Below are 20815 nucleotides of genomic sequence, written 5' to 3'. Positions count from 1 at the left end.
TCCACAGTCCGCCGCGTGCGTTGCGTGAACTCCTGTACCCCGGTCAATGACCGATCTTCAAACCCAGTCCCTCGAAGAGCCACATCAGGCCGAACCCGTACCACAGGGTGTAGACCACATAGAAAGCCAGGGCGACAATGATCAAAACCATGTTGTCCTTCCAGTTCTTGGCCTCGACTCCGTAGTAGTTGTACGAAGGCTCGAGGGCCTTCTTCTGGATATTGGCGAAGGTTTTGGCCTCGGCAAATTTCTCCTGCTTCGTCATTTCCTTGCCGACCACGCCAAAGAGGGTATGCCAGTTGTACATGACCGCTTTTTCCGGCAGCCCGTATCTGTCGGCAATCGGCTGACCATCGTTCTTGAACATGGCGTCGGCGTCGGCCAGGCTGGCCTTGAGCATGGCGCCCATGTCGCCGCTGACGGTCAGGTCCTTGCCGGATGCGGCAGCCTGTACCCCGACCGTCCCCAGTATCTGGGCAGTCTCGCCGGCCTGTTTGTCATCCTTCATCGCCACCTTAACATCGATCATCTTTCCTGCATACTTCTCACTGTCTGAAATTTCTTTGGGAATGAAATAGGAGGATCCCTTGGAGATCATGTTGAACAGGTTGTCCATGAAATCCAGACCGTTGACCTTGCCCCCCGATCCCGGAAAGATCGGCGAGAAGATCAGCCCCAGCACCACCATGAAACTGATAAGCATCAGTATTCCGCGGGTTTTCAATTTTGACTGCATGCTCATATCAATGGCCCTCCTCTGTCAGTTTCGAAATATTGCTGAAGAATGCGTAGAATACCCAGACGGCGAAGGCCCCGATAACGAGGAAGAACAGACTGTTGCCGACTGTGCCGAGAATCCCGCCGAGCTCCTTGGTAATCTTGATGTAACCCAGGCTCTGCAGCTTCTCGGGCAGCGCGAAGAAACGGTTGATGAAACCGGCGGTGACCGCCAGGGCGAAGAAGCCGCGGATCTGGATGGCGGGGACGACCTTCGTCACCAGCGAACCGATCTGGACACCGATCAGCGACCCGAGCAGCATCCCCATCGCCAGGGTGTAGAAGACGAAACCGTAGAAGGCATACTGGCCGAGGGCGCTGTAGCCGGCGGTGAAGACGATCTGGAAGATGTCGGTGCCGACCGTCGTCATCGAGGAGACGCCGAGGCCGTAGACGAAGATCGGGAAGGTCAGGAAACCGCCGCCGACGCCCATGATCGAGGCCGCCATACCGACGATGAAGCCGCTGAGGATCAGGAAGATCGCCGAGATCTTGCGGCCGCCGGGGGTCACGCCCTCGTCGAAGGTCAGCATCGGCGGGATATGCACGGACTGGATCCGCTGCCCCATCGGCGAAACCTGCTCACCGCGGCCCTCCTGCTTGCCGGCCGAACTGCCCCGGCGTGCCTTGAAATAATCGGACAGGGCGTAGAAGGAGAGGAAGCCGAGGATGAAAACGTAGACCGCGGTGATGAACAGGTCGCTCAGGACCGGGTTGGCATCGTACAGGGCGCGGTTCAACCAGCCGCCCAGCGTCGCCCCGGTAATCGACCCGATCAGGAAGGTCACCGCCAGCGACACCGAAATGTTGCCCATCTTCCGGTGCAGGACGCTGCCCATGATCGCCTTGGCGAAGATGTGGAAGAGGTCGGTACCGACCGCCAGGATCCCCTTGACGCCGGCGCTCATCAGGGCCGGGGCGATGATGAAGCCGCCGCCGGCGCCGATGCAGCCGGTGATCAGCCCGGCGCAGAGACCAACGAAGACCGAGGCGAAAAAGATCAGGTTGGTGTAATGCGACGGCATATAGGCGTTTTTGCCGCCGAGCGCCCCGGGCAGACCAAGACCGTCTCCGGCGGCGATGGCAATGCCGCCGATAATGACCGGCAGCAGGAGGAGGAAAAGCGCGACCTGCCGCTTCCGGCTCTTCATGATGTTGGTGGACATCTCCAGTTCCCAGCGGGCATGGGCCTGCGAGCCCTTGAGCAGCAGCTGGTAAAACTCTCTGCAATTGTTCCTCATGTCGTTTTCCCTTTGTGATAAAAAGTTTATTTTCAACACACAGCCAGCCGTTCCCCGGGGGGATATCAACTCGGCATCGACAGGTGCCGTTTCATCTGAGCCTGTTCGATCTTGTCCTGGTGCAGGCGTTTTTTCTCATAGGCATCACCAAGTTTTTCCAGCAACGGTTCGAGCTCGATCGGTTTCATCAGATAATCGAAGGCACCCAGCTTCATCCCCTCGATACCGGAATCGACGGAGGCATGGCCGGTCAGCAGGACGACCTCCACCAACGGCCGCATGATGCGGATCTGCCGCAGGGTCTCGATGCCGTCCATGCCCGGCATCTTCACATCGAGCAGCACGACATCGGTATGGCTGTGCTCGAGAATCTCCAGGGCCTCCTTGCCGCCTGCCGCGCCCTTGGCCTTCAACCCGCGCTTCTCCAACCGTTTCACGGTCAGGTCACGGAACTCGTCTTCGTCATCGACAACCAGCACATTGAATTCCCTCATGATTTTTCTCCTTTTGTTTTAATTTGCCGTGTAGAGACGCCATCCGGCCCCATCATCGCGACGACCCCAGCGTGATGACCGGCAGGACGATGGTGAAGACGGCGCCGCCACCTTTCCTGTTTTCAACCTTGACCGTACCGCCAAGTTTCTGGACAATGTCGTAGGTGATATACAGCCCCAACCCCGTTCCCTTGCCCGGCTCCTTGGTGGTAAAAAACGGATCGAATATCTGCTTCAGGTTCTCCGGCTTGATCCCCGGCCCATTGTCGGCGAACTCGAGCACCAGCCTGCCCTCCCCGTCGACCGTCGTCCTGATCTCGAGCCTGCCCCCCTTGCCGACCGCATCGACGGCGTTGTTGAGCAGGTTGAGAAAGACCTGCTGCAGCTGGGACCCGTCGGTCATCGTCGTCGGCAGATCTTCCTTGTAGTCCCTGGCGATCGTGATGTTGTTGTAGCCGGCCTCGCGCTCGACAAAGGTAATCGCCTCCTCGATCAGGTCGTTCATCTGGACGTTCTGTTTCTCCGACGACAGTTTGCGCGAGAAACCGAGGAGCCGGTGGGTGATGGTGCCGGCCCGCCGCACATGATGCCGGATCTGCTCGATCGCCTTCGTGTACTCGTCCATGTTCTTGACCAGGGCCGGGTCCTCGTCCGGCAGCAACTCGGCGATCCAACCGGCCTGGTTGGTGATCATCTGCAGCGGGTTGTTGATCTCGTGGGCGATGCCGGCGGCGAGCCGGCCGACGCTGGCCATCTTCTCCATCTGCCCCATCTGGGCCCCGAGTTCAGTCCGTCTGCGGTCATAGGACTCGAGGCGGTGAAGGAAATAATGGGCCAGCAGGGCCGCCAGGCCGAGAAAGGCCATGCCGGTCAGGAAGATGATGATGAGAACGCTGTTGCGGGTCTGGTAAAAGGCGGCGAGGGAATCCTCGATCCGGGTCTTGACGTAGAGGCACCACTGGCCGTCCTTGACCCAGCGGGTGGCGGTGATGGTCTTGCCGTTGTTGATGATCGCGGTCCCCTCATGGTGCTCGAGATACCCCCGGTCTTCGGCGCTCAGTTCCTTCACGCCCTGGCGGCTCGGGGTCTGCAGCTCTCCGTCGCGGTTGACGATGAACGAGTCGCCGTTCGGCCCGATCAGCGAACTGAGCAGCAGGTTGTTGAAGGCCTCGGAGTTGATCGTCGCCCGCAGCACATAGGTCTTCAGCGGATCGGTGACGGCAACGACAAAGTGCGGCACATTGCGGAAACCGAGAAAGATGTCGCTGACGTGGCTGCCCTTGATCAGGACCTCCTGAAACCATTGGGCGTCGTGGTAGCTCTTGCCGGTGATGCTGCTCGCATACGGTCCGACATAGGCCAACTGGTTGCCGGCGGAATTAATGACATGGAGATCGACGATGCTTCCCTCCTGATTCAGGGACCTGAACAGGTTGTTGAGATTTTCCTGGTGGCCGAGATACTCGATCGGGTACATCCCGACCATCATCGCCAACAGGTCTGCCTTCTCTTTCAGGAACAGCGAGATCACCTCGTTCTTGTGATCGACAAGCCGGCCGAGGGACAGCTCTATTTTTTTGACCGCCGAATCCTTGAGATTGCTGATCGTAAAGAGAGCGAGAATCACCATCGGCACGGTGATCAGCAGACAGAAGATCGCGGTCAGACGCACCTTGACAGCCGAATAGTAATTTTTCTGTTCCATGGCCGGCCTGCCTATTTGGAGGTATCCCCGAGGGAGTTCAAAACCCGTTCGAGACAGCGGAGCATTTCCTTCCATCCCGTATTGCGCTCGATCACCGCATGCGCCCCGCTCCTCAGCAACTCCGCCCTTCTCGCCACCGCCATGTTGCGCCGCACCAGGACGACGCTGCGCATGCCGCCGATACTGCGGACAAAGCGGACTACCCCCAGGGCCTCGTCATCGGCGTGGACCGCATCGACCAGCACGAGATCGGGGACAAAATTGAGGATCTTGTATTCGGCGCTCTTGCCGTAGGTGACGGAATCGGTGATGTTGCGGAATTTGCTGCCCATCTTCTCGGACAGGGTTTTGAGAAAACTGTAGATTGCACCGCGGCCCCGCCCCTCCGAATAGATCAGCAGCATCTTTCTGGCGTTGACCGGAAGTATTCCTTTGGGAATCGGCATATTGTAGTGCAGTAGAAATTCCACCAGATCCTCCTGCCGTACTTTCCTGTTTTCGCTGTGATCGACGACTTTCAGGCCGTTTTTCTCGATCCAGTTGCCGACGCGGGAAACCGAGACGCCGCAGAGGATCGCCACCTGCTCGATCTTCAACGCCGGCCCCTGTTCTTTTCCCCCGCTCTCCGTCATCGTCCCGGCCACCTTTCGATTCAGTCCCGTCCGCTGCCGTCTGTCCTGTCTTCCTCCTGAGATCAGGCGACCAACCATTTCCTCTACCCTGTATGAGCAACATCGAGGCCAACATGAACAACTCACCCGCAAATTTATTGATATCCTGTTATTTCAAATCATTAACATTGAAATCGGAGATTTTCCGCTCCTCGCGTCAACCGGAGACCCATCCGCCGCTGTCACCCCGGAGTGTCACGGAAAAGGTCTGTTGTCAATCTATGATCTTGTAATTACGATCAAAACAGGTTATGTATAGAAAATGTGACAGATTCCGGGAGCAGGCCGGCTGTCGTGTAGATAAGGTGACAGGGAGGAATCGTGGATACCCCGGAACACAACCGTGACGAAACCGGCAACAACCGTGACGAAACCGGCAATGGCCTGGTGAAACTTCTCGAAAAACAGAAGAAAGACCTGGTCATCCGGGTGCTGAAAAAGCACGAGGAGCTCCAGGCCGGCAAGGAATTCACCAACAAGATCCTCACCAGCCTGTCGGAAATCTTCTTTCTGCTGGACAAGGATTTCTACGTGGTCCAGAGCAACAAGGAGTTCAACAGCTGCCTCGGCTACACCCCGGACTGGAACCACCCTCTGCATCTGGAGCAGCTGGTCGGGCGCGAACATTACGATATGGTCGTCGACGCCATTGCCGCGGGGGAATGCAACATCACGGAGATTTTTCTCCAGGCGGAAAACGGGCGGGAGATCCCGGTGACCCTCAAGGGCTCGACGTATGTCACCGAGTCCGGACGGGTCCTGCACATGTTCATCGCCTCGGACAAGAGCGACTTCTACAAGATGATGACCAGGATGCGCGAGGTTCAGGACCAGCTGACCCACTCCGCCCGTCTGGCCAGCCTCGGCGAGATGGCCGCCGGGATCGGCCACGAACTGAGCCAGCCGCTGAATGCGATCCTGCTGCTGTCCCGCAACTGCCTGAAGGCGATGCAGACGCCGCTGCATCATCAGAAGATGATCGAGGAGAACCTCAGCATCATCATCGATCGAGTCAACAAGGCCTCGAGCATCATCAACAGCCTGAAGAGCTTCGCCACCAAGGCCCGCGACACCATGGTGCCGGTCAACATCAACTCGATTCTGCTCGATATCCTCCAGTTTTTCGAATCGCAGCTGACCCTCTCCGACATCGGCCTCGATCTCGACCTCGACACCCGGCATACCATCGAGGTCATGGGACAGGAGGTCAAACTCGAGCAGGTTTTCTTCAACCTGATCCAGAACGCCATCCTGTCGCTGGGCAAGACCTCGCAGCCGCGTCTGGCCATCAGCACCGGCATACAGGAATCGATCAATCCGGCGACCCTCAAGGAAGAACCGTATGCCCGGATCACCGTCCGCGACAACGGCGAGGGGATCCCCCGCGAGATCCAGGAGAAGATCTTCGATCCCTTCTTCACCACCCGCGCCGCCGGTTCCGGGATGGGCCTCGGCCTGTCGATCGTCGACCGGATCGTCCGCGGCTTCAACGGCTATATCAGGGTCGACAGCGCCCCCAATGCGGGAACCAGCTTCACCGTCTTTCTCCCCGCCCACCAAGGCGACAACATCGCCGCATAACCCGCCCGCAAGGAAGGATACCCCATGCCCACCCATCAGGAAAACCGTCCCGCCGAGCAACGGATCATGGTGGTCGACGACGACCGCTATCTGCTGATGGCCATCGACCAGACCCTGGCTCTGAACGGGTATGCGGTCGATACCTTCGCCTCGCCGATCGAGGCGCTGGAACAGCTCGACAAAAAGGAATACGCCGCCGTCGTCACCGACATCAAGATGCCGGTCATGGACGGGTTGCAGTTCCTCAACCACGTCAAGGCGGTCGACCGGGAACTGCCGGTGATCATGATCACCGGCCACGGCGACATCGCCCTCGCGGTGACCGCCATCCAGGGCGGGGCCTACGATTTCCTCCAGAAACCGGTCGACGAGGATGTCCTCCTCGCCTGCCTTGTCAGGGCGATGGAGAAACGCCGGCTCGTCCTCGAGAACCGCCGGCTCAGCCTCAGCCTCGCCGAGCAGCGCCAGGACCTGACCCGCTTCTACGGCCTGATCGGCAACCACCCGGCGATGCACCGGCTCTACGACATCATCAAGGCGGTCGCCGCCGAGAGCGATCCGGTGATGATCTACGGCGAGACCGGAACCGGCAAGGAACTGGTGGCCCGCGCCATCCACGAGACAGGCAGCCGCGCCGGCCACCCCTTCGTCGCCGTCAACATGGGGGCGATGCCGGCCGAGATGATGGAATCGGAATTTTTCGGCCATCTCAAGGGGGCCTTCACCGGGGCCATCCAGCGCAAGATCGGCAAGTTCGAATATGCCGACGAGGGGACCCTGTTTCTCGACGAGATCTGCAGCCTGCCGGTCGCACTGCAATCCAAGCTATTGCGGGTCCTCGAGGAGAAGACCATCACCCCCCTCGGTTCCAACACCCCGATCCCGGTGGGGGCGAGGATCATCGCCGCCACCAACAAGGATCTGGAGCAGGAAATCGCCAGGGAGACCTTCCGCCAGGACCTGTACTTCCGGCTCAGCGTCCTGCCGGTCCGGATCCAGCCGCTTCGCGAACGCAAGGAAGACATCCCGCTGCTGGTCGAGTTCTTCCGTCAGGAGTACAGCTACGGCAAGATGCAGGCGCCGCCGCCGTTTTCGGCGGCGACCATCCGCAGGATCTGCGACAATCCCTGGCCCGGCAACGTCCGTGAACTGCGCAACCACGTGCGCCGGCTGTGCATTCTCGGCTCGATCGAGCCCAATGAGACAAAAGAGCGGGGAAAGAAAGAGTCGGCAGCGGAACCAGAGAATGATCTGCCGCTCAAAATCTACATGGACAGGAGGGAGAAGGACTACATCGAAGCGTCGCTGCGGAAAAACGGCGGCCAGGTCATGAAGACCTGCAGCCAGCTCGCCATCTCACGCAAGAGCTTCTATGACAAGATCAACCGGCTGGCCATCGATCTCAAATCGTTCCGGGCCGGCTAATCGCCGGCCGGGCGGGGCCGACGGCCCGTTACAGACTGAGATCGCCCCGCGTCAGCGGCAGCATGTCGCCGGGATGGAGGTCGCCGGCCAGGAACTGGTTGAGGACCGATTCATAGTCGCCGATGACGAAATCGATGACCCGGATCTTCTTCCAGGTCAGGAACTGGTACTGGCGGTCCTCGATGCCGCCGCAGATCACGGTCGAAATACCCTCTTCCATGATCAGGTTGCTGAGGTCCTCCGGCGACGGCCGATCCATGATGATCGTGCGCGGCTTGCCGGCCAGCATCCCTCTGTCGACGGTGGCGATGACGACCTCGGCGGTCAGGTCGAAGCGTGGGGCGACAAAATCGCCCTGGGCGGTGATGAGGATCTTCATGGTTGCGCTCCGCAGTATCCGGCCGTTTAGCCCAGACCGTACTGGACAATCTTGCGCCACAGGGTCGTCCGCCCCCAGCCCAGCAGTTCGGCGGCCCTGGTCCGGTTGCCCCGTGTCGTCTTCAAGGCCTGGAGGATCATCTCCCGTTCGACCGCCGGCCAGTTGTCGCCGCCGGCCTTCGTCTCCGAGGCAGTTCCAGTCCGGGTTTCGGCCCGCTCCTCCTTTCCTGCCGGCGCCAGCGGTAAAGCCGCGGCCTGGTTTTCCCGACCCTGTTCAAAGAGATAGCGCGGCAGATCATCCTTTTCAATTTTCGTTTCGCGACAGACGTTGGCGCAATACTCGACGATATTCCGCAATTCCCGGATATTCCCGGGATAATGATAATTGAGCAGGAGATCGAGGGCCGTCTCGGAGAAGGACTGGACCTCCTTGCCGAGACGGGTCGCATAGTCCTTGAGAAAGTAATCGAGGAGAAAGCGGATGTCGCCCTCCCGCTCACGCAGCGGCGGCAGGTGGATCTGCAGGACATTGAGACGGTAGAACAGGTCCTCGCGGAAGGCCCCGCACTCCACCTGTTCCCGAAGGGAGCGGTGGGTGGCGGCGATGACCCGGACATCGACCTTTTCCTTGCGCTCGCCGCCGACCGGGTAGAAGGCCCGGTCATCGAGGACCGACAGCAGCTTGACCTGCAGCGGCAGCGGCATGTCGCCGATCTCGGTCAGGAAGATCGTGCCGCGGTCGGCGAGTTTGAACATGCCGAGCTTGTCGCGGACCGCCCCGGTAAAGGCCCCCTTGACGTGGCCGAACAGTTCCGATTCGAGCAGTTCCGGGGGCAGGGCCCCGCAGTTGATCTTGATGAACTGGAACTTGCCCCGTGGTGAATTGCGGTGGATGGTCTCGGCGATCTTGTCCTTGCCGGTACCGGTCTCGCCGGTGATCAGGATCGAGGCATCGGTCCGGGCCATCAGCGGCATGATCTCGAACACCGCCTGCATCTTCGGGCTGTGGCCGATGATATCGGTGCTCCAGTCCCGATAGAGGGTGGTCTGGCCGGTGGCGCGCAGGGCGGAAATATCCTCGGCGACCAGCAGCACTCCCCGGGCATGGGTGCCTCTTCGCGTATGCAGCGGCGACACGGTAAACCGCACCGGAATCCGCTTGCGGCTGCGATTGATGATATCGCCGTCGATCGTCGCCGTTTCGCCGGTCTCGACAACCCGCTGGAAGATCTGGCCACGGCTGTTGCCCATATTGCTGCGGAGGATGAAATCGGCATAGACGCCGACCGCGATATCGTGGCCGTAGCCGGTCAGGGCCTCGAACAGGCGGTTGAGGGTGACGATCTTGAAGCCCTCGTCGAGGACCGCCGAGGCATGGGGAAAACCCGCCAGCAGGTCGTCGAGCGCGACCTCTCCCGGTACGGCATAGGTTTTTTTCATCATAGCGAGCAACAGGGAGCTGAAATATCGGGCAACAGCGCGCTGACGATGGTCACTCCACCATCAGCCGGACTGCCGGGTTCTTCGCTAGCAAATCAGAGAAAGACGGGAGGTGCAAGGTTAAAGACGGAAAAGGAAGAAGGAAAAGCCGGAACCGGCCCGGCCGACCGTTGGGTCGAAGAGCGAAGATGGCACCTTATTTTTCCCTCATTTTTTTCTGATACGCGTCGCCGATCAGCGCTATCAGCTCGTCCAGGTCCACCGGTTTGAAGATGTAGTCGAAGGCGCCAAGCTGCATACAGGCGATGCCGGCATCGAACGAGGCGTTGCCGGTCAGGAGAATGACCTCGATCGCCGGATCGCTGTCCTTGACCCGGGCCAGCACTTCGAGGCCGCTCATATCCGGCATCTGCAGGTCGAGGATCATGACGTCGGGCTTGAAGTGCTGCACGGCAGACAAGGCCTGGCTGCCGGAATAGACACTTTCGGCCGAGATCTTTCTTCCCTGCAGGTGACCCGCCAGGCTCGAGGCAAACCCTTCTTCGTTGTCGACGACCAGGACTTTCATTGTGTGGATCCTAACCGGGATGTTTTTTCGACTGGTGCAACAGGCTCAATACGGCGACAGGGGAGCAGTGGGGAAACCGGGAAGGGGCGGGTGAGAGCCTGACCCCTTCCCGGGCAACGATACCGACTATTTCAGAAACACTTCCATCCCCATCAGCGGCCAGATAAAGGCCACGGCCAGGTAGACGACGACCATCAGCAGGATGCTGGCGGCGATACCGAACTTGAAGAACTCGCCGGTGGTAAACTGCTTCGAGTTGTAGGCGATGGCGTTCGGCGCCGCCCCGATCAGCAGGATAAAGGGCATACCGGCGGTCATCAGGGCGGAGAAGAAAATGACCTCGCCGGCCACCCCGAGATAGGGGGCGATGACCAGGGCCACCGGCAGCGAGATGGCGATCGCGGCGACGTTCATGATGAAGTTCGTCATGATCATGACGAAGAAGGCCATGCCGAGGATGAAGACGACCGCCGGGGCGGTCTTGAACAGCTGCAGCCAGTTGACCGCCATCCATTCGGCGGCATGGGTCTGCCACAGGCAGAAGCCGATCGACATCGCCCCGCCGAAGAGGAGGATGATGTTCCAGGGGATATCCTCGAGATCCTCGACCTTGAGGATGTTGAAGATGAAGAACAGCAGGGTCGACGACAGCAGGATCGCGGTCTTGTCGACGGTCTTCAGGGCCGGGACCCAGTTCTTCAGGGCGATCAGCAGGATGACCGACAAAGTGATGACCAGGGTCAGGATCTCCCTGCGGTTCCAGCCGCCCAGTTCGGTGTACATCCGTTTCGCCTTCTCCTTGAGTCCCGGGATAACCGCTTTTTCCGGCTTGCAGACCAGCATGATGAAGCCCCAGATCAGGAAGACCATCAGCCAGCCGACTGGCGCCATGTAGTAGGACAGCTCGAAGAAGCTGATCTCCTTGCCGGTCATCTCCTTGAAGAAGCCGATCGCCACCGCGCCGCGGGCGGCGCCGAGCAGGGTGATGATCGAGCCGGCGCCGGCGACATAGGCCATGCCGATGAACAGGCCCTTGCCGAACTTCGTCGGGTGATCGCTGTCGGAGTAGAAAGCGTTGATCGCCATCAGCAGCGGGAACATCGTCGCCGCCACCGCCGTATGGGCCATCAGGTGGGTCAGGGCCGCGGTCATGACGAAGCAGCCGAGATAGATCATGCTCGTCTTTTCACCGACGATCGCCAGCATCTTGTAGGCCATCCGCTTCGTCAGCCCGCTCTTGGTGAACACCAGACCGATGACGATCGAACCGAAGATGAAGAGGACCGAAGGATCCATGAAATCCTTGAAGGCCACCTCCGGCTTGCGGATCAGAAACATCGCCTGGGCCACGCCGATGGCGATGCCGGTGACGCCGATCGGCAATACCTCGAAGATCCACCAGGTCGCGGCCAGGGCGAAGACCGCCAGGGCCCCCTTGCCCTCGGCCGACAGGGTGAAGTGTTTGCCCATCGGGTCGATCGCATCCGGCCAGGGCGGGGAATAGTAGATGATACCGAACAGCACGACTCCCAGGACCAGAAAGAACACCCTTTTCCAGTCGAACGGGGCCTTGGCCTCCGCCGCCTCCACGTATGTTGATGACATATTCTCCATCCTCTTTTGCTATTTGCTGTTCATTGCGATGAGCCGATCGCCGAGGGCCCCGAAGACCTCCGCCAGTTGGATCACGCCGACAAGCCTGCCGTTCTCCTCGACCGGCAGCACCGTTTCCCTGCTGATCACCATGACCGACATCGCGTGAATCAGGTCGGTGGACGCCGGCAATACCCGGATCCTCGTTTCGATGACCTTCGTCAGCGATGCATTGAGGTGGTTGACCCCTTCATTGATCAGCACCCCGTTCAGCAGAGTCGTGAGATCACTGTACTCGGCCGTCCTGCCCTCGAAAGGTTTGATATCGATCGGGTCGAGCAGGGTCGAAAAGAGGACCCGCAGAATCCCCTGCTGGGTGACCCGGCCGATCAGGCCGCCCTGGTCGTCTACAACCATCAGCTCGCTGAATCCGCAGGGGCCGGTGCTGCCGAGCGGGCAGAACGACCGCAGCTGCCGGATCGCCTCCTGCACCGTCCCGCTTTCCTTCATGCAGGGAAAGCCGGAGAGGGGGAGCATGATGTCACGCACCGTCTGAATTTCCGTGCTCACAATGTTTCTCCTTCTATGAATTTGTTGCTCTATCTCTTGATCCGCTGGCCACCAGGACCGGAATCTCTACGTGCTTTCTACCAACCCTTTGTATGGAGGATCTTCTCGATCTCGGCGATGCTCTTCGTTTCCAGCATCAGCATCCGTTTTTCCTTGGCCTCGCCGATCTTGCCCATCAGTTCATTGATATCCACCGGCTTCTGCAGGAAATCGCAGGCCCCCAGTTTCATCGCCTCGATACTGGTCCGGATCGAGCCCTGGCCGGAGAGCATGATGATCTCGGCCTCCGGCTGTCTGGCCTTGATCCGTTTCAGGGTCTCTATGCCATCAAACCCCGGCATCGCCAGATCGAGGACGATCAGGTCATACTCCTGCCCCTCGACGCTGGCCAGCGCACTCTCGCCACTGGTGGCGGTGGTGACGTTCAATCCCCGGCTCTCCAGTCTCTCGGCCAACATCGTGAGAAAATCCTCCTCGTCGTCCACCAGCAGCACCCTGGCCTTCAATTCTTCCGCCATCTCAGCTCCTCTCTTGATTCAATTATTCTCGCTGCCATGACCAAGCCCGCAATACTCCGCCGGACTCGCCATGACATAGTATGCCATTCCGTCAATCCGATCTCAGCCGTGCATCAACTTGTACTGGACAATGTACACGATGATTCCGGAGAAATAGCCGAGGGCGGCCAACGCCCCGATCTTGCGGGCGTACCAGAAGAAGTGGATCTTCTCCAGCCCCATCGCCGCGACACCGGCCGCCGAGCCGATGATCAGCATCGAGCCGCCGGTCCCGGCGCAGTAGGCCATGAACTCCCAGAGGAAGCTGTCCTGCGGGTAGACCGCCATGTCGTACATCCCCATCGAGGCGGCGACCAGCGGCACGTTGTCGACGATGGCGCTGAGAATGCCGATCAGGGTGACGATGATATCCTGACGGCCGACCGCCATGTCGAGCCAGCTCGCCAGGGCAGTGAGAATGTGGGTATGCTCGAGGACGGCGACCGCCAGCAGGATGCCGATGAAGAAGACGATGCTGGCCATGTCGATGCGGCTCAGGGCCGAAACCAGCCGCAGGTGCCGTCTTTTATCCTCATGGGTGTTGCGATGGACGATGTTGCCGACCAGCCAGATGACGCCGAGGCCGAAGAGGATCCCCATGAACGGCGGCAGGTGGGTGATGGTCTTGAAGATCGGGACGTTGATCAGGGCGCCGACCCCCATGCAGAACATCAGGTTCTGCTCGAAACTGGTGGTCTCGACGCCATGGCCGCAGGTGCCGCTTTTCGGGGCGACGACTTCTTTGCCGCGCAGAGTGAAGGTCAGGAAAATCAGGGGCACGATCAGGCAGGCCAGCGAGGCCAGGAACACGCCCTTGATGATCGCCGTCGTCGTGATCTGGCCGCCGATCCACAGCATCGTCGTCGTCACGTCGCCGATCGGCGACCAGGCCCCGCCGGCATTGGCGGCGATGACGATGACGCCGGCGAAGAACAGCCGGTCCTCGTGACGGTCGAGCAGTTTCTTCATCAGAGACACCATGACGATCGTCGTCGTCAGGTTGTCGAGGGTCGCACTGAGGAAGAAGGTCACGAACCCGACCAGCCAGAGGAGCGAGGTGATCCTGGTGGTCTTGATCCGCGAGGTGATGACCTGGAAACCGTTGTGGGCGTCGACGACCTCGACGATCGTCATCGCCCCCATCAGGAAGAAGATGATCTGGGCGGTTGCAGCCAGCGATTCATGGAGGTTTTCGGTGACCTTGTGGGTGTCGCCGCTCATCAGGGCATAGACCGTCCACAATAGACCGGCGCCGATCAGCGCCGAGGCCGATTTGTTGACCTTGATCGGGTGCTCGAGGGCAATGCAGGCGTAAGCCAGAACAAAGATGAGGATCAGGGCGGAAATCATGACTACTCCTTTTTTATTAAACGTTTACCTGTATATTGAAATCTCTTCCTACAACTCGGCTCTTTGTCCGGTAGTGCAGCAGAAAAGCGGCCTGCGAATCAGGCAGATTTCCGTTTCACCCCACCCGGGTCGGCGATTGGTACGGTGAAGGTGAAGACACTGCCTTGCCCCGGATCGGATTTGACCCAGATCGTTCCCCCATGGGCGCGGACAATCTCCCGGCAGATCGCCAGTCCCAACCCGGTTCTGCCGCTCTCCTGTTTGTCGACCCGCACGAATTTCTGGAAGATCCGGGACTGGTACTCAGCTGGAATCCCAACCCCATTGTCTTCGACGGAAAGGTGGATGAAATCGCCGATCATCTCTGCCGCGAGCCGGATGTATCCCCCTTCCTCGACATAACGGAGGGCGTTGGAAACAAGGTTCGACAGCACCCAGACAATCTTGTTGGTATCGGCCCGGACCTGGGGAAGATGCCCGACATCGGCAATCTGCAGCCGTATCTGCTTCATGTTGATCTGTCCCCTGAAAATTTCCCGGGCGTTGTCGAACAACAGCGCGACCGGGACACTTTCGAATTCGAGATCGATCCTGCCGGCCTCGATCTTCGACAGATCGAGAAGATCATGAACCATGGCCTTCATGCGATACACCTCGTCATGGGCCGCCTGGAGCAGCTCCTTCTCCCGTTCGGGAAGGTAGCGGGAGGCATGCTCGATGAGGAGATCGATGCTCATCCCCAGGCTGGTGAGCGGGGTCCGCAGTTCATGCGATGCGGCCATCACAAACTCGCTCTTCAGCCGTTCGAATTCCCGTAACTGTGTGATATCCTTGAGTAGCAGGACCACTCCGGTAAGTTTCTGATCCTTCTGTCCGATGGCCGTCGCCGAAAACAGAAAATGCCGGGTCTCCGCCCCGCAGCTCAGGGTGATGATCCGCCGGTCATCGGCAATTTCCGGCTGACTGCCGGAGCTGATCGTCGCCGCGACGACCTCGCAGACAGTGCGAACCGGCAGAATCTGCTCGCAATACAAAAGATCCTGCCCCTGGGGCTCGACGCGGAGGATACGGCGCCCGGCGGGGTTGATGCCGGTCACCCGCTGATCGGTATCGAACACCACGAGACCGTCTTCGATACTGGCCAGGATGGCATCGGCCTTGTTCTTTTCGGCGACGATACGATCGACGTTCATCATATGGTATCGCCGCAGTTCGGTTGTCATCCGATTGAATTCCAGGGCCAGTTCGCCCAGTTCGTCTCTGGTTTCGACCGAAAGCTCAACGGAGAACTCTCCGGCGGAAATTTTCCTGACCGCCTCGACAAACCGCCGCAGCGGCAGCACCAGCCGTTCGGCGAAGACCAGGCTGAAGAACAGGGCCAGGACCGAGGCGATCGAGGCGACCATGATCGTCGACCAGATGGTCTGCTTCGCCACCCGTCGCGCTTTTTCGCTGACGGCATACATCGTCTTCTCGTTGATCGTCCGCAGTTCGATACAGGTGGCCTTCACCTGGCTGAACACCGGCAGGATCGACTCCCGGTATATTTTGAGCGTCTCCGGGAGAGAAGCCCGCTCAGGGTCCGGCATATCGGTCAACAGCTGGGAGCGGCGACGGTACTCCCCATAGTTCGCCTGAATGGCCTGGACGGCCTCCAGTTCGCCCTTGACGGCGATACTGTCCTTCGACCGCCCCAGCCATTCAAGAAAAATGGCCTCATTTTCACGATACTGTGAAACACCTTTACGGGTATCCCCCATGACCATCAGCAGAACGCCGCTGTCCTGCCGCCCGAGGGCGTCGAGCATATTCTCCACCGCCAGGATGCTGCGGTAATAATCACGCAGGATCGCATCGGTGGTTTTGCCAAGAGACCAGAGATTGATAATCGCCCAGGTCACGACAAGTCCCATCAGTGAAAAGGCGACTCCATAGCCGATCAGGATCTTTTTCTTCAAGTTCATTGGATGGCCCTTTGCTCAGCCACGGCTGGCAGCGTTCTGACACCACTCTCCACGCAAATGGCGTGCCAAAATTTATGTCGTTGAATTTACGGATGAATATACGCCATAGTGGCGTTGCGTCGTGCAGTTTGAAAGGTCGGGGAACAGGGAATCTTGCAATTTGCAAGATGAAGGGAATGAGCTCAGATGCCGTAGGCCTTCCTGCGTCGCCACAGGGTGGCCTGGTCAATGCCGAGGGTGCCGGCCGCTTCCTGGATGGAAGGAGACTTTTTGAGGATCTTTCTGATATGCAATTCTTCGATCGTCGCCAACGGCACCGCATCTCCGATTCCCGGGAAGGCGATCGCGGGGACGATGCTTTCCGGCAGATCATCCTCCGTTATCCGGTCGCCGCTGCCGAGGATCACCGCCCGCTCGATGGCGTTGCGCAATTCCCGGACATTGCCGGGCCAGGAATACTCCAGCAGCGCCCGCTCGGCCCTCTCATCAAATCCTTCGATATTCTTATGGTTGGCGAGGCTGAAGAACTTGCAGAAATCCCGGGCGATGGGCATGATATCGTCGCGCCGTTCGCGCAGCGGCAGGACGTTGACGCTGATGACATTGATCCGGTAGAAAAGATCCTCCCGAAACCGCCCTTCGGCAACCCGCTGTTCAAGGTTGACATTGGTGGCGGTGATGATGCGGACGTTTGCCTTGCGCGACAGCGTCTCCCCCAGGCGCTCGTATTCCTTGTCCTGGATGAAGCGGAGCAGTTTGGCCTGGATCGGCAGCGCCATGTCGCCGATCTCGTCCAGAAACAGCGTTCCGCCCTCACAGGCGGCGATACGACCTGGATTTTCCTTCACCGCCCCGGTGAAGGCCCCCTTGGCATGACCGAACAGCTCACTCTCGAGCAGTTCCGAGGGTACGGCAGGACAGGAGACGATCATCATCGGCTTTTTCGCCCGCCGGCTCCAGCCGTGGATGGTCCTGGCGAACACCGATTTGCCGGTGCCGCTCTCACCGCGCAGCAGGATCATGGCCTCGGAGGCCGCGGCCTTGTACAGCATGTCGATGATCTTCAGCATCTGCGGATTCCGGCTCTGCAGCAGGACCTCGGGCGCAAACCGCCGCCGGTCTTCCCTCAGGACCGTGATCTCGTTTTCCAGATCGCGAATGTGCCCGAGGGTCCGAATCAGCAGGCGCACCTGGGCGCTGGTGAACGGTTTTTCGATATAATCGGCTGCCCCCCGCCGCATCGCCTCGACGGCGGTCTCGATCGTCGCATTGGCGGTGATGACAACGATCTTCAGCCACGGCGACTCGACCAGCAATGGGGGGATGAGATCCATCCCATCCTCTCCCTCCAGCCGGAGATCGATAAAGGCGATATCGAAAGACCGCTGTTTCGCCTCCCTCAGCGCTCCCTGGGAATCGGCGACGGCGACAACGGAGTGCCCTTCCGTCTCCAGACAGTAGGCAAGCGTCTTACGGATATTGATCTCATCATCAACGATGAGGATGTTGAGGATTCCCGGCGACAGTGTCATAGCTCATCCGCTTCTCGAAAAGGTGGCAAATACCGTCGATCATTGTTCGACAAAGGCGCCGCCCCGATATCGACTCAGCGAGCCGTAGGTTGCAGCCTCTCAATGAACTTCGACTGTATCATCTTTTTGAGGTCGGCTCTACTGTTCTCTCCATGCCGGCCAGGTGCAACCGCATCCCGGCCGAACGGGGAAAACGACACCGCCTGCCATCGATCGGCGGCAGGCGAGGATGTCATCCGGCAAACATTTCGGACTGTCGCCGGCTGGAACCTGGCTCCTGCCGATTGAAGCGGCAATGCGGTCGGCAGGAGATTCTTCTGACGGATTGGATGATAAAGCAGGACCAGGACTAAAGAAGGAGTTGCCCGGGACCGCCGGGACAACGGCGTCGTGTTATTTCCGTAGTGATTTTTTCTGGTAGGCCTCGGCGATCTTTTCCATCAGCAGGACCAGATCGATTGGTTTGACGAGGTAATCGAAGGCCCCCAGTTCCATGCCGGAGATGCCGTCCTCGAAGCTGCCGTGCCCGGTCAGCAGGATCACTTCGATGGCCGGATCAAGGACCTTGACCTGGGCCAGCACATCCAGCCCCCCCATATCGGGCATGCGGAGATCGAGGATCATGACATCGGGATGAAAGACGGAAACAGCCGCCAGACCTTCCTGGCCGGAAAAGGCGGTCTCAGTCTCGATCTTGCGCAGGCGGAGACGTTCCGCCAGGGTCGAGGCGAACTCCATCTCGTTGTCGACGATCAACACCTTCAATTTTTTGATCCTAACCAAGATGTCCCTCTCTACTGTTGCAATGAACTTTATACCGGCGACATGACACAGACGGGGAATACGGGAAGGGGCGGATGAGAGCCGGCGCCCCTTCCCGATCGGCCATACAGGCTACTTCAGGAACACCGGCATCCCCATGATCGGCCAGATTACCGCCACGGCCAGGTAGACCACGACCATCAGCAGGATACTGGCGGCGATACCGAACTTGAAGAACTCGCCGGTGGTAAACTGCTTCGAGTTGTAGGCGATGGCGTTCGGCGCCGCCCCGATCAGCAGGAGGAACGGCATGCCGGCGGTCACCAGGGCGGAGAAGAAAATGACCTCGCCGGCCACCCCGAGGTAGGGGGCAACGACCAGGGCCACCGGCAGTGAGATGGCGATCGCGGCGACGTTCATGATGAAGTTCGTCATGATACAGACGAAGAAGGCCATGCCGAGGATGAAGACGACCGGCGGGGCGGTCTTGAACAGCTGCAGCCAGTTGACCGCCAGCCATTCGGCGGCATGGGTCTGCCACAGGCAGAAGCCGATCGACATCGCCCCGCCGAAGAGGAGGATGATGTTCCAGGGGATATCCTCGAGATCCTCGACCTTGAGGATGTTGAAGATGAAGAACAGCAGGGTCGACGACAGCAGGATCGCGGTCTTGTCGACGGTCTTCAGGGCCGGGACCCAGTTCTTCAGGGCGATCAGCAGGATCGCGGCCAAGGTGATGACCAGGGTCAGGATCTCCCTGCGGTTCCAGCCGCCCAGTTCGGTGTACATCCGTTTCGCCTTCTCCTTGAGTCCGGGGATAACCGCTTTTTCCGGCTTGCAGACCAGCATGATGAAGCCCCAGAGAAGGAAGACCATCAGCCAGCCGATCGGCGCCATGTAGTAGGACAGCTCGAAGAAGCTGATCTCCTTGCCGGTCATCTCCTTGAAAAAGCCGATCGCCACCGCGCCGCGGGCGGCGCCGAGCAGGGTGATGATCGAGCCGGCGCCGGCGACATAGGCCATGCCGATGAACAGGCCCTTGCCGAACTTCGTCGGGTGATCGCTGTCGGAGTAGAAGGCGTTGATCGCCATCAGCAGCGGGAACATCGTCGCCGCCACCGCCGTATGGGCCATCAGGTGGGTCAGGGCCGCGGTCATGACGAAGCAGCCGAGATAGATCATGCTCGTCTTTTCACCGACGATCGACAGCATCTTGTAGGCCATCCGCTTCGTCAGCCCGCTCTTGGTGAACACCAGACCGATGACGATCGAGCCGAAGATGAAGAGGACCGAAGGATCCATGAAATCCTTGAAGGCCACCTCCGGCTTGCGGATCAGAAACATCGCCTGGGCCACGCCGATGGCGATGCCGGTGACGCCGATCGGCAACACCTCGAAGATCCACCAGGTCGCGGCCAGGGCGAAGACCGCCAGGGCGCCCTTGCCCTCCACCGACAGGGTGAAGTGTTTGCCCATCGGGTCGATGGCATCCGGCCAGGGCGGGGAATAGTAGATGACAAAAAACAGAATGATCCCCAGAAACAGGAAAAACACCCTTTTCCAGTCGAACGGGGCCTTGGCCTCCGCCGCCTCCACGTATGTTGATGACATATTCTCCATCCTCTTTTGCTATTTGCTATTCATTGCGATGAGCCGATCGCCGAGGGCCCCGAAGACCTCCGCCAGTTGGATCACGCCGACAAGCCTGCCGTTCTCCTCGACCGGCAGCACCGTTTCCCTACTGATCACCATGACCGACATCGCGTGAATCAGGTCGGTGGACGCCGGCAATACCCGGACCCCCGTTTCGATGACCTTCGTCAGCGATGCATTGAGGTGGTTGACCCCTTCGTTGATCAGCACCCCGTTCAACAGAGTTGTCAACTCACTGAATTCAATAGTTTTTCCTGAAAACTGCTTGATGTCGAGAGGATCAAGCAGGGTCGAAAAAAGGACCCGCAGAATCCCCTGCTGGGTGACCCGGCCGATCAGGCCGCCCTGGTCGTCTACAACCATCAGCTCGCTGAATCCGCAGGGGCCGGCGCTGCCGAGCGGGCAGAACGACCGCAGCTGCCGGATCGCCTCCTGCACCGTCCCGCTTTCCTTCATGCAGGGAAAGCCGGAGAGGGGGAGCATGATGTCACGTACCGTCTGAATTTCCGTGCTCACAATGTTTCTCCTTGTTGGTATATGCAATGATCCCTGGT

The 20815-nt window shown here is 59.4% G+C and carries 19 protein-coding genes; 2 read left to right on the top strand and 17 right to left on the bottom strand.

Annotated features, from left to right (window positions below; translation table 11 throughout):
- Nucleotides 1-43 precede the first annotated feature (43 nt).
- From HNQ81_RS09970 to HNQ81_RS09950, 5 genes are all read right to left on the bottom strand, one after another.
- Nucleotides 44-742: a hypothetical protein gene (locus tag HNQ81_RS09970; RefSeq protein WP_183350907.1), complete on the bottom strand. Its 699-nt coding sequence runs from the start codon at nucleotides 740-742 to the stop codon at nucleotides 44-46.
- A 1-nt stretch (nucleotide 743) separates the two neighbouring features.
- Nucleotides 744-2018 carry a sulfite exporter TauE/SafE family protein gene (locus tag HNQ81_RS09965; protein ID WP_183350905.1) on the bottom strand — a complete coding sequence of 425 codons (1275 nt, stop codon included), beginning with the start codon at nucleotides 2016-2018 and terminating at the stop codon, nucleotides 744-746.
- Nucleotides 2019-2083: 65 nt separating this feature from the next.
- Entirely contained in the window at nucleotides 2084-2512 is a 429-nt protein-coding gene (locus HNQ81_RS09960) for a response regulator (protein ID WP_183350903.1), read from the bottom strand.
- Between the two features lie 52 nt (nucleotides 2513-2564).
- Nucleotides 2565-4217, bottom strand: a complete 1653-nt coding sequence (locus tag HNQ81_RS09955) for a sensor histidine kinase (protein WP_183350902.1) — start codon at nucleotides 4215-4217, stop codon at nucleotides 2565-2567.
- 11 nt (nucleotides 4218-4228) lie between these two features.
- Nucleotides 4229-4849, bottom strand: coding sequence for a helix-turn-helix domain-containing protein (locus HNQ81_RS09950; protein WP_183350900.1), 621 nt, complete (start codon nucleotides 4847-4849; stop codon nucleotides 4229-4231).
- A gap of 360 nt (nucleotides 4850-5209) precedes the next feature.
- Here HNQ81_RS09950 and HNQ81_RS17930 point away from each other — a divergent pair, with 360 nt between their 5' ends.
- Both HNQ81_RS17930 and HNQ81_RS09940 read left to right on the top strand, forming a co-directional pair.
- Complete coding sequence (locus HNQ81_RS17930; protein WP_183350898.1) at nucleotides 5210-6469, top strand: ATP-binding protein; 1260 nt, start codon at nucleotides 5210-5212, stop codon at nucleotides 6467-6469.
- A gap of 24 nt (nucleotides 6470-6493) precedes the next feature.
- A complete protein-coding gene (locus tag HNQ81_RS09940) occupies nucleotides 6494-7894 on the top strand; it encodes a sigma-54-dependent transcriptional regulator (RefSeq protein WP_183350896.1) in 1401 nt (466 codons plus the stop codon).
- Between the two features lie 28 nt (nucleotides 7895-7922).
- Here the strand turns inward: HNQ81_RS09940 and HNQ81_RS09935 are convergent, their stop codons facing one another.
- From HNQ81_RS09935 to HNQ81_RS09880, 12 genes are all read right to left on the bottom strand, one after another.
- The gene (locus HNQ81_RS09935; protein WP_183350894.1) at nucleotides 7923-8273 is read right to left on the bottom strand and encodes a NifB/NifX family molybdenum-iron cluster-binding protein; all 351 of its coding nucleotides are present in this window, start codon (nucleotides 8271-8273) and stop codon (nucleotides 7923-7925) included.
- A gap of 26 nt (nucleotides 8274-8299) precedes the next feature.
- Nucleotides 8300-9715 (bottom strand): sigma-54 interaction domain-containing protein, encoded by a 1416-nt coding sequence (locus HNQ81_RS09930; protein ID WP_183350892.1) that lies wholly within the window; start codon nucleotides 9713-9715, stop codon nucleotides 8300-8302.
- Between the two features lie 193 nt (nucleotides 9716-9908).
- Nucleotides 9909-10280 (bottom strand): response regulator, encoded by a 372-nt coding sequence (locus HNQ81_RS09925; RefSeq protein WP_183350890.1) that lies wholly within the window; start codon nucleotides 10278-10280, stop codon nucleotides 9909-9911.
- Between the two features lie 126 nt (nucleotides 10281-10406).
- Nucleotides 10407-11885 (bottom strand): SLC13 family permease, encoded by a 1479-nt coding sequence (locus HNQ81_RS09920; protein WP_183350888.1) that lies wholly within the window; start codon nucleotides 11883-11885, stop codon nucleotides 10407-10409.
- Nucleotides 11886-11903: 18 nt separating this feature from the next.
- A complete protein-coding gene (locus HNQ81_RS09915; RefSeq protein ID WP_183350886.1) occupies nucleotides 11904-12443 on the bottom strand; it encodes a CBS domain-containing protein in 540 nt (179 codons plus the stop codon).
- 77 nt (nucleotides 12444-12520) lie between these two features.
- On the bottom strand, nucleotides 12521-12961 hold the full coding sequence (locus HNQ81_RS09910; RefSeq protein WP_183350878.1) for a sigma-54-dependent transcriptional regulator: 441 nt from the start codon (nucleotides 12959-12961) through the stop codon (nucleotides 12521-12523).
- A gap of 102 nt (nucleotides 12962-13063) precedes the next feature.
- On the bottom strand, nucleotides 13064-14350 hold the full coding sequence (nhaD, locus tag HNQ81_RS09905; RefSeq protein WP_183350876.1) for a sodium:proton antiporter NhaD: 1287 nt from the start codon (nucleotides 14348-14350) through the stop codon (nucleotides 13064-13066).
- 98 nt (nucleotides 14351-14448) lie between these two features.
- Entirely contained in the window at nucleotides 14449-16314 is a 1866-nt protein-coding gene (locus tag HNQ81_RS09900; protein WP_183350874.1) for a sensor histidine kinase, read from the bottom strand.
- 182 nt (nucleotides 16315-16496) lie between these two features.
- Complete coding sequence (locus HNQ81_RS09895) at nucleotides 16497-17846, bottom strand: sigma-54-dependent transcriptional regulator (protein ID WP_183350872.1); 1350 nt, start codon at nucleotides 17844-17846, stop codon at nucleotides 16497-16499.
- Between the two features lie 393 nt (nucleotides 17847-18239).
- On the bottom strand, nucleotides 18240-18629 hold the full coding sequence (locus tag HNQ81_RS09890) for a response regulator (protein WP_205240175.1): 390 nt from the start codon (nucleotides 18627-18629) through the stop codon (nucleotides 18240-18242).
- Nucleotides 18630-18740: 111 nt separating this feature from the next.
- Nucleotides 18741-20219: an SLC13 family permease gene (locus HNQ81_RS09885; RefSeq protein WP_183350870.1), complete on the bottom strand. Its 1479-nt coding sequence runs from the start codon at nucleotides 20217-20219 to the stop codon at nucleotides 18741-18743.
- Between the two features lie 18 nt (nucleotides 20220-20237).
- On the bottom strand, nucleotides 20238-20777 hold the full coding sequence (locus tag HNQ81_RS09880) for a CBS domain-containing protein (protein ID WP_183350868.1): 540 nt from the start codon (nucleotides 20775-20777) through the stop codon (nucleotides 20238-20240).
- Between the last annotated feature and the right edge of the window lie 38 nt (nucleotides 20778-20815).

This window comes from Desulfoprunum benzoelyticum (genome assembly GCF_014201505.1).
Taxonomy (GTDB): domain Bacteria; phylum Desulfobacterota; class Desulfobulbia; order Desulfobulbales; family Desulfocapsaceae; genus Desulfoprunum; species Desulfoprunum benzoelyticum.
This window is presented reverse-complemented; position numbering and strand designations above follow the sequence as displayed.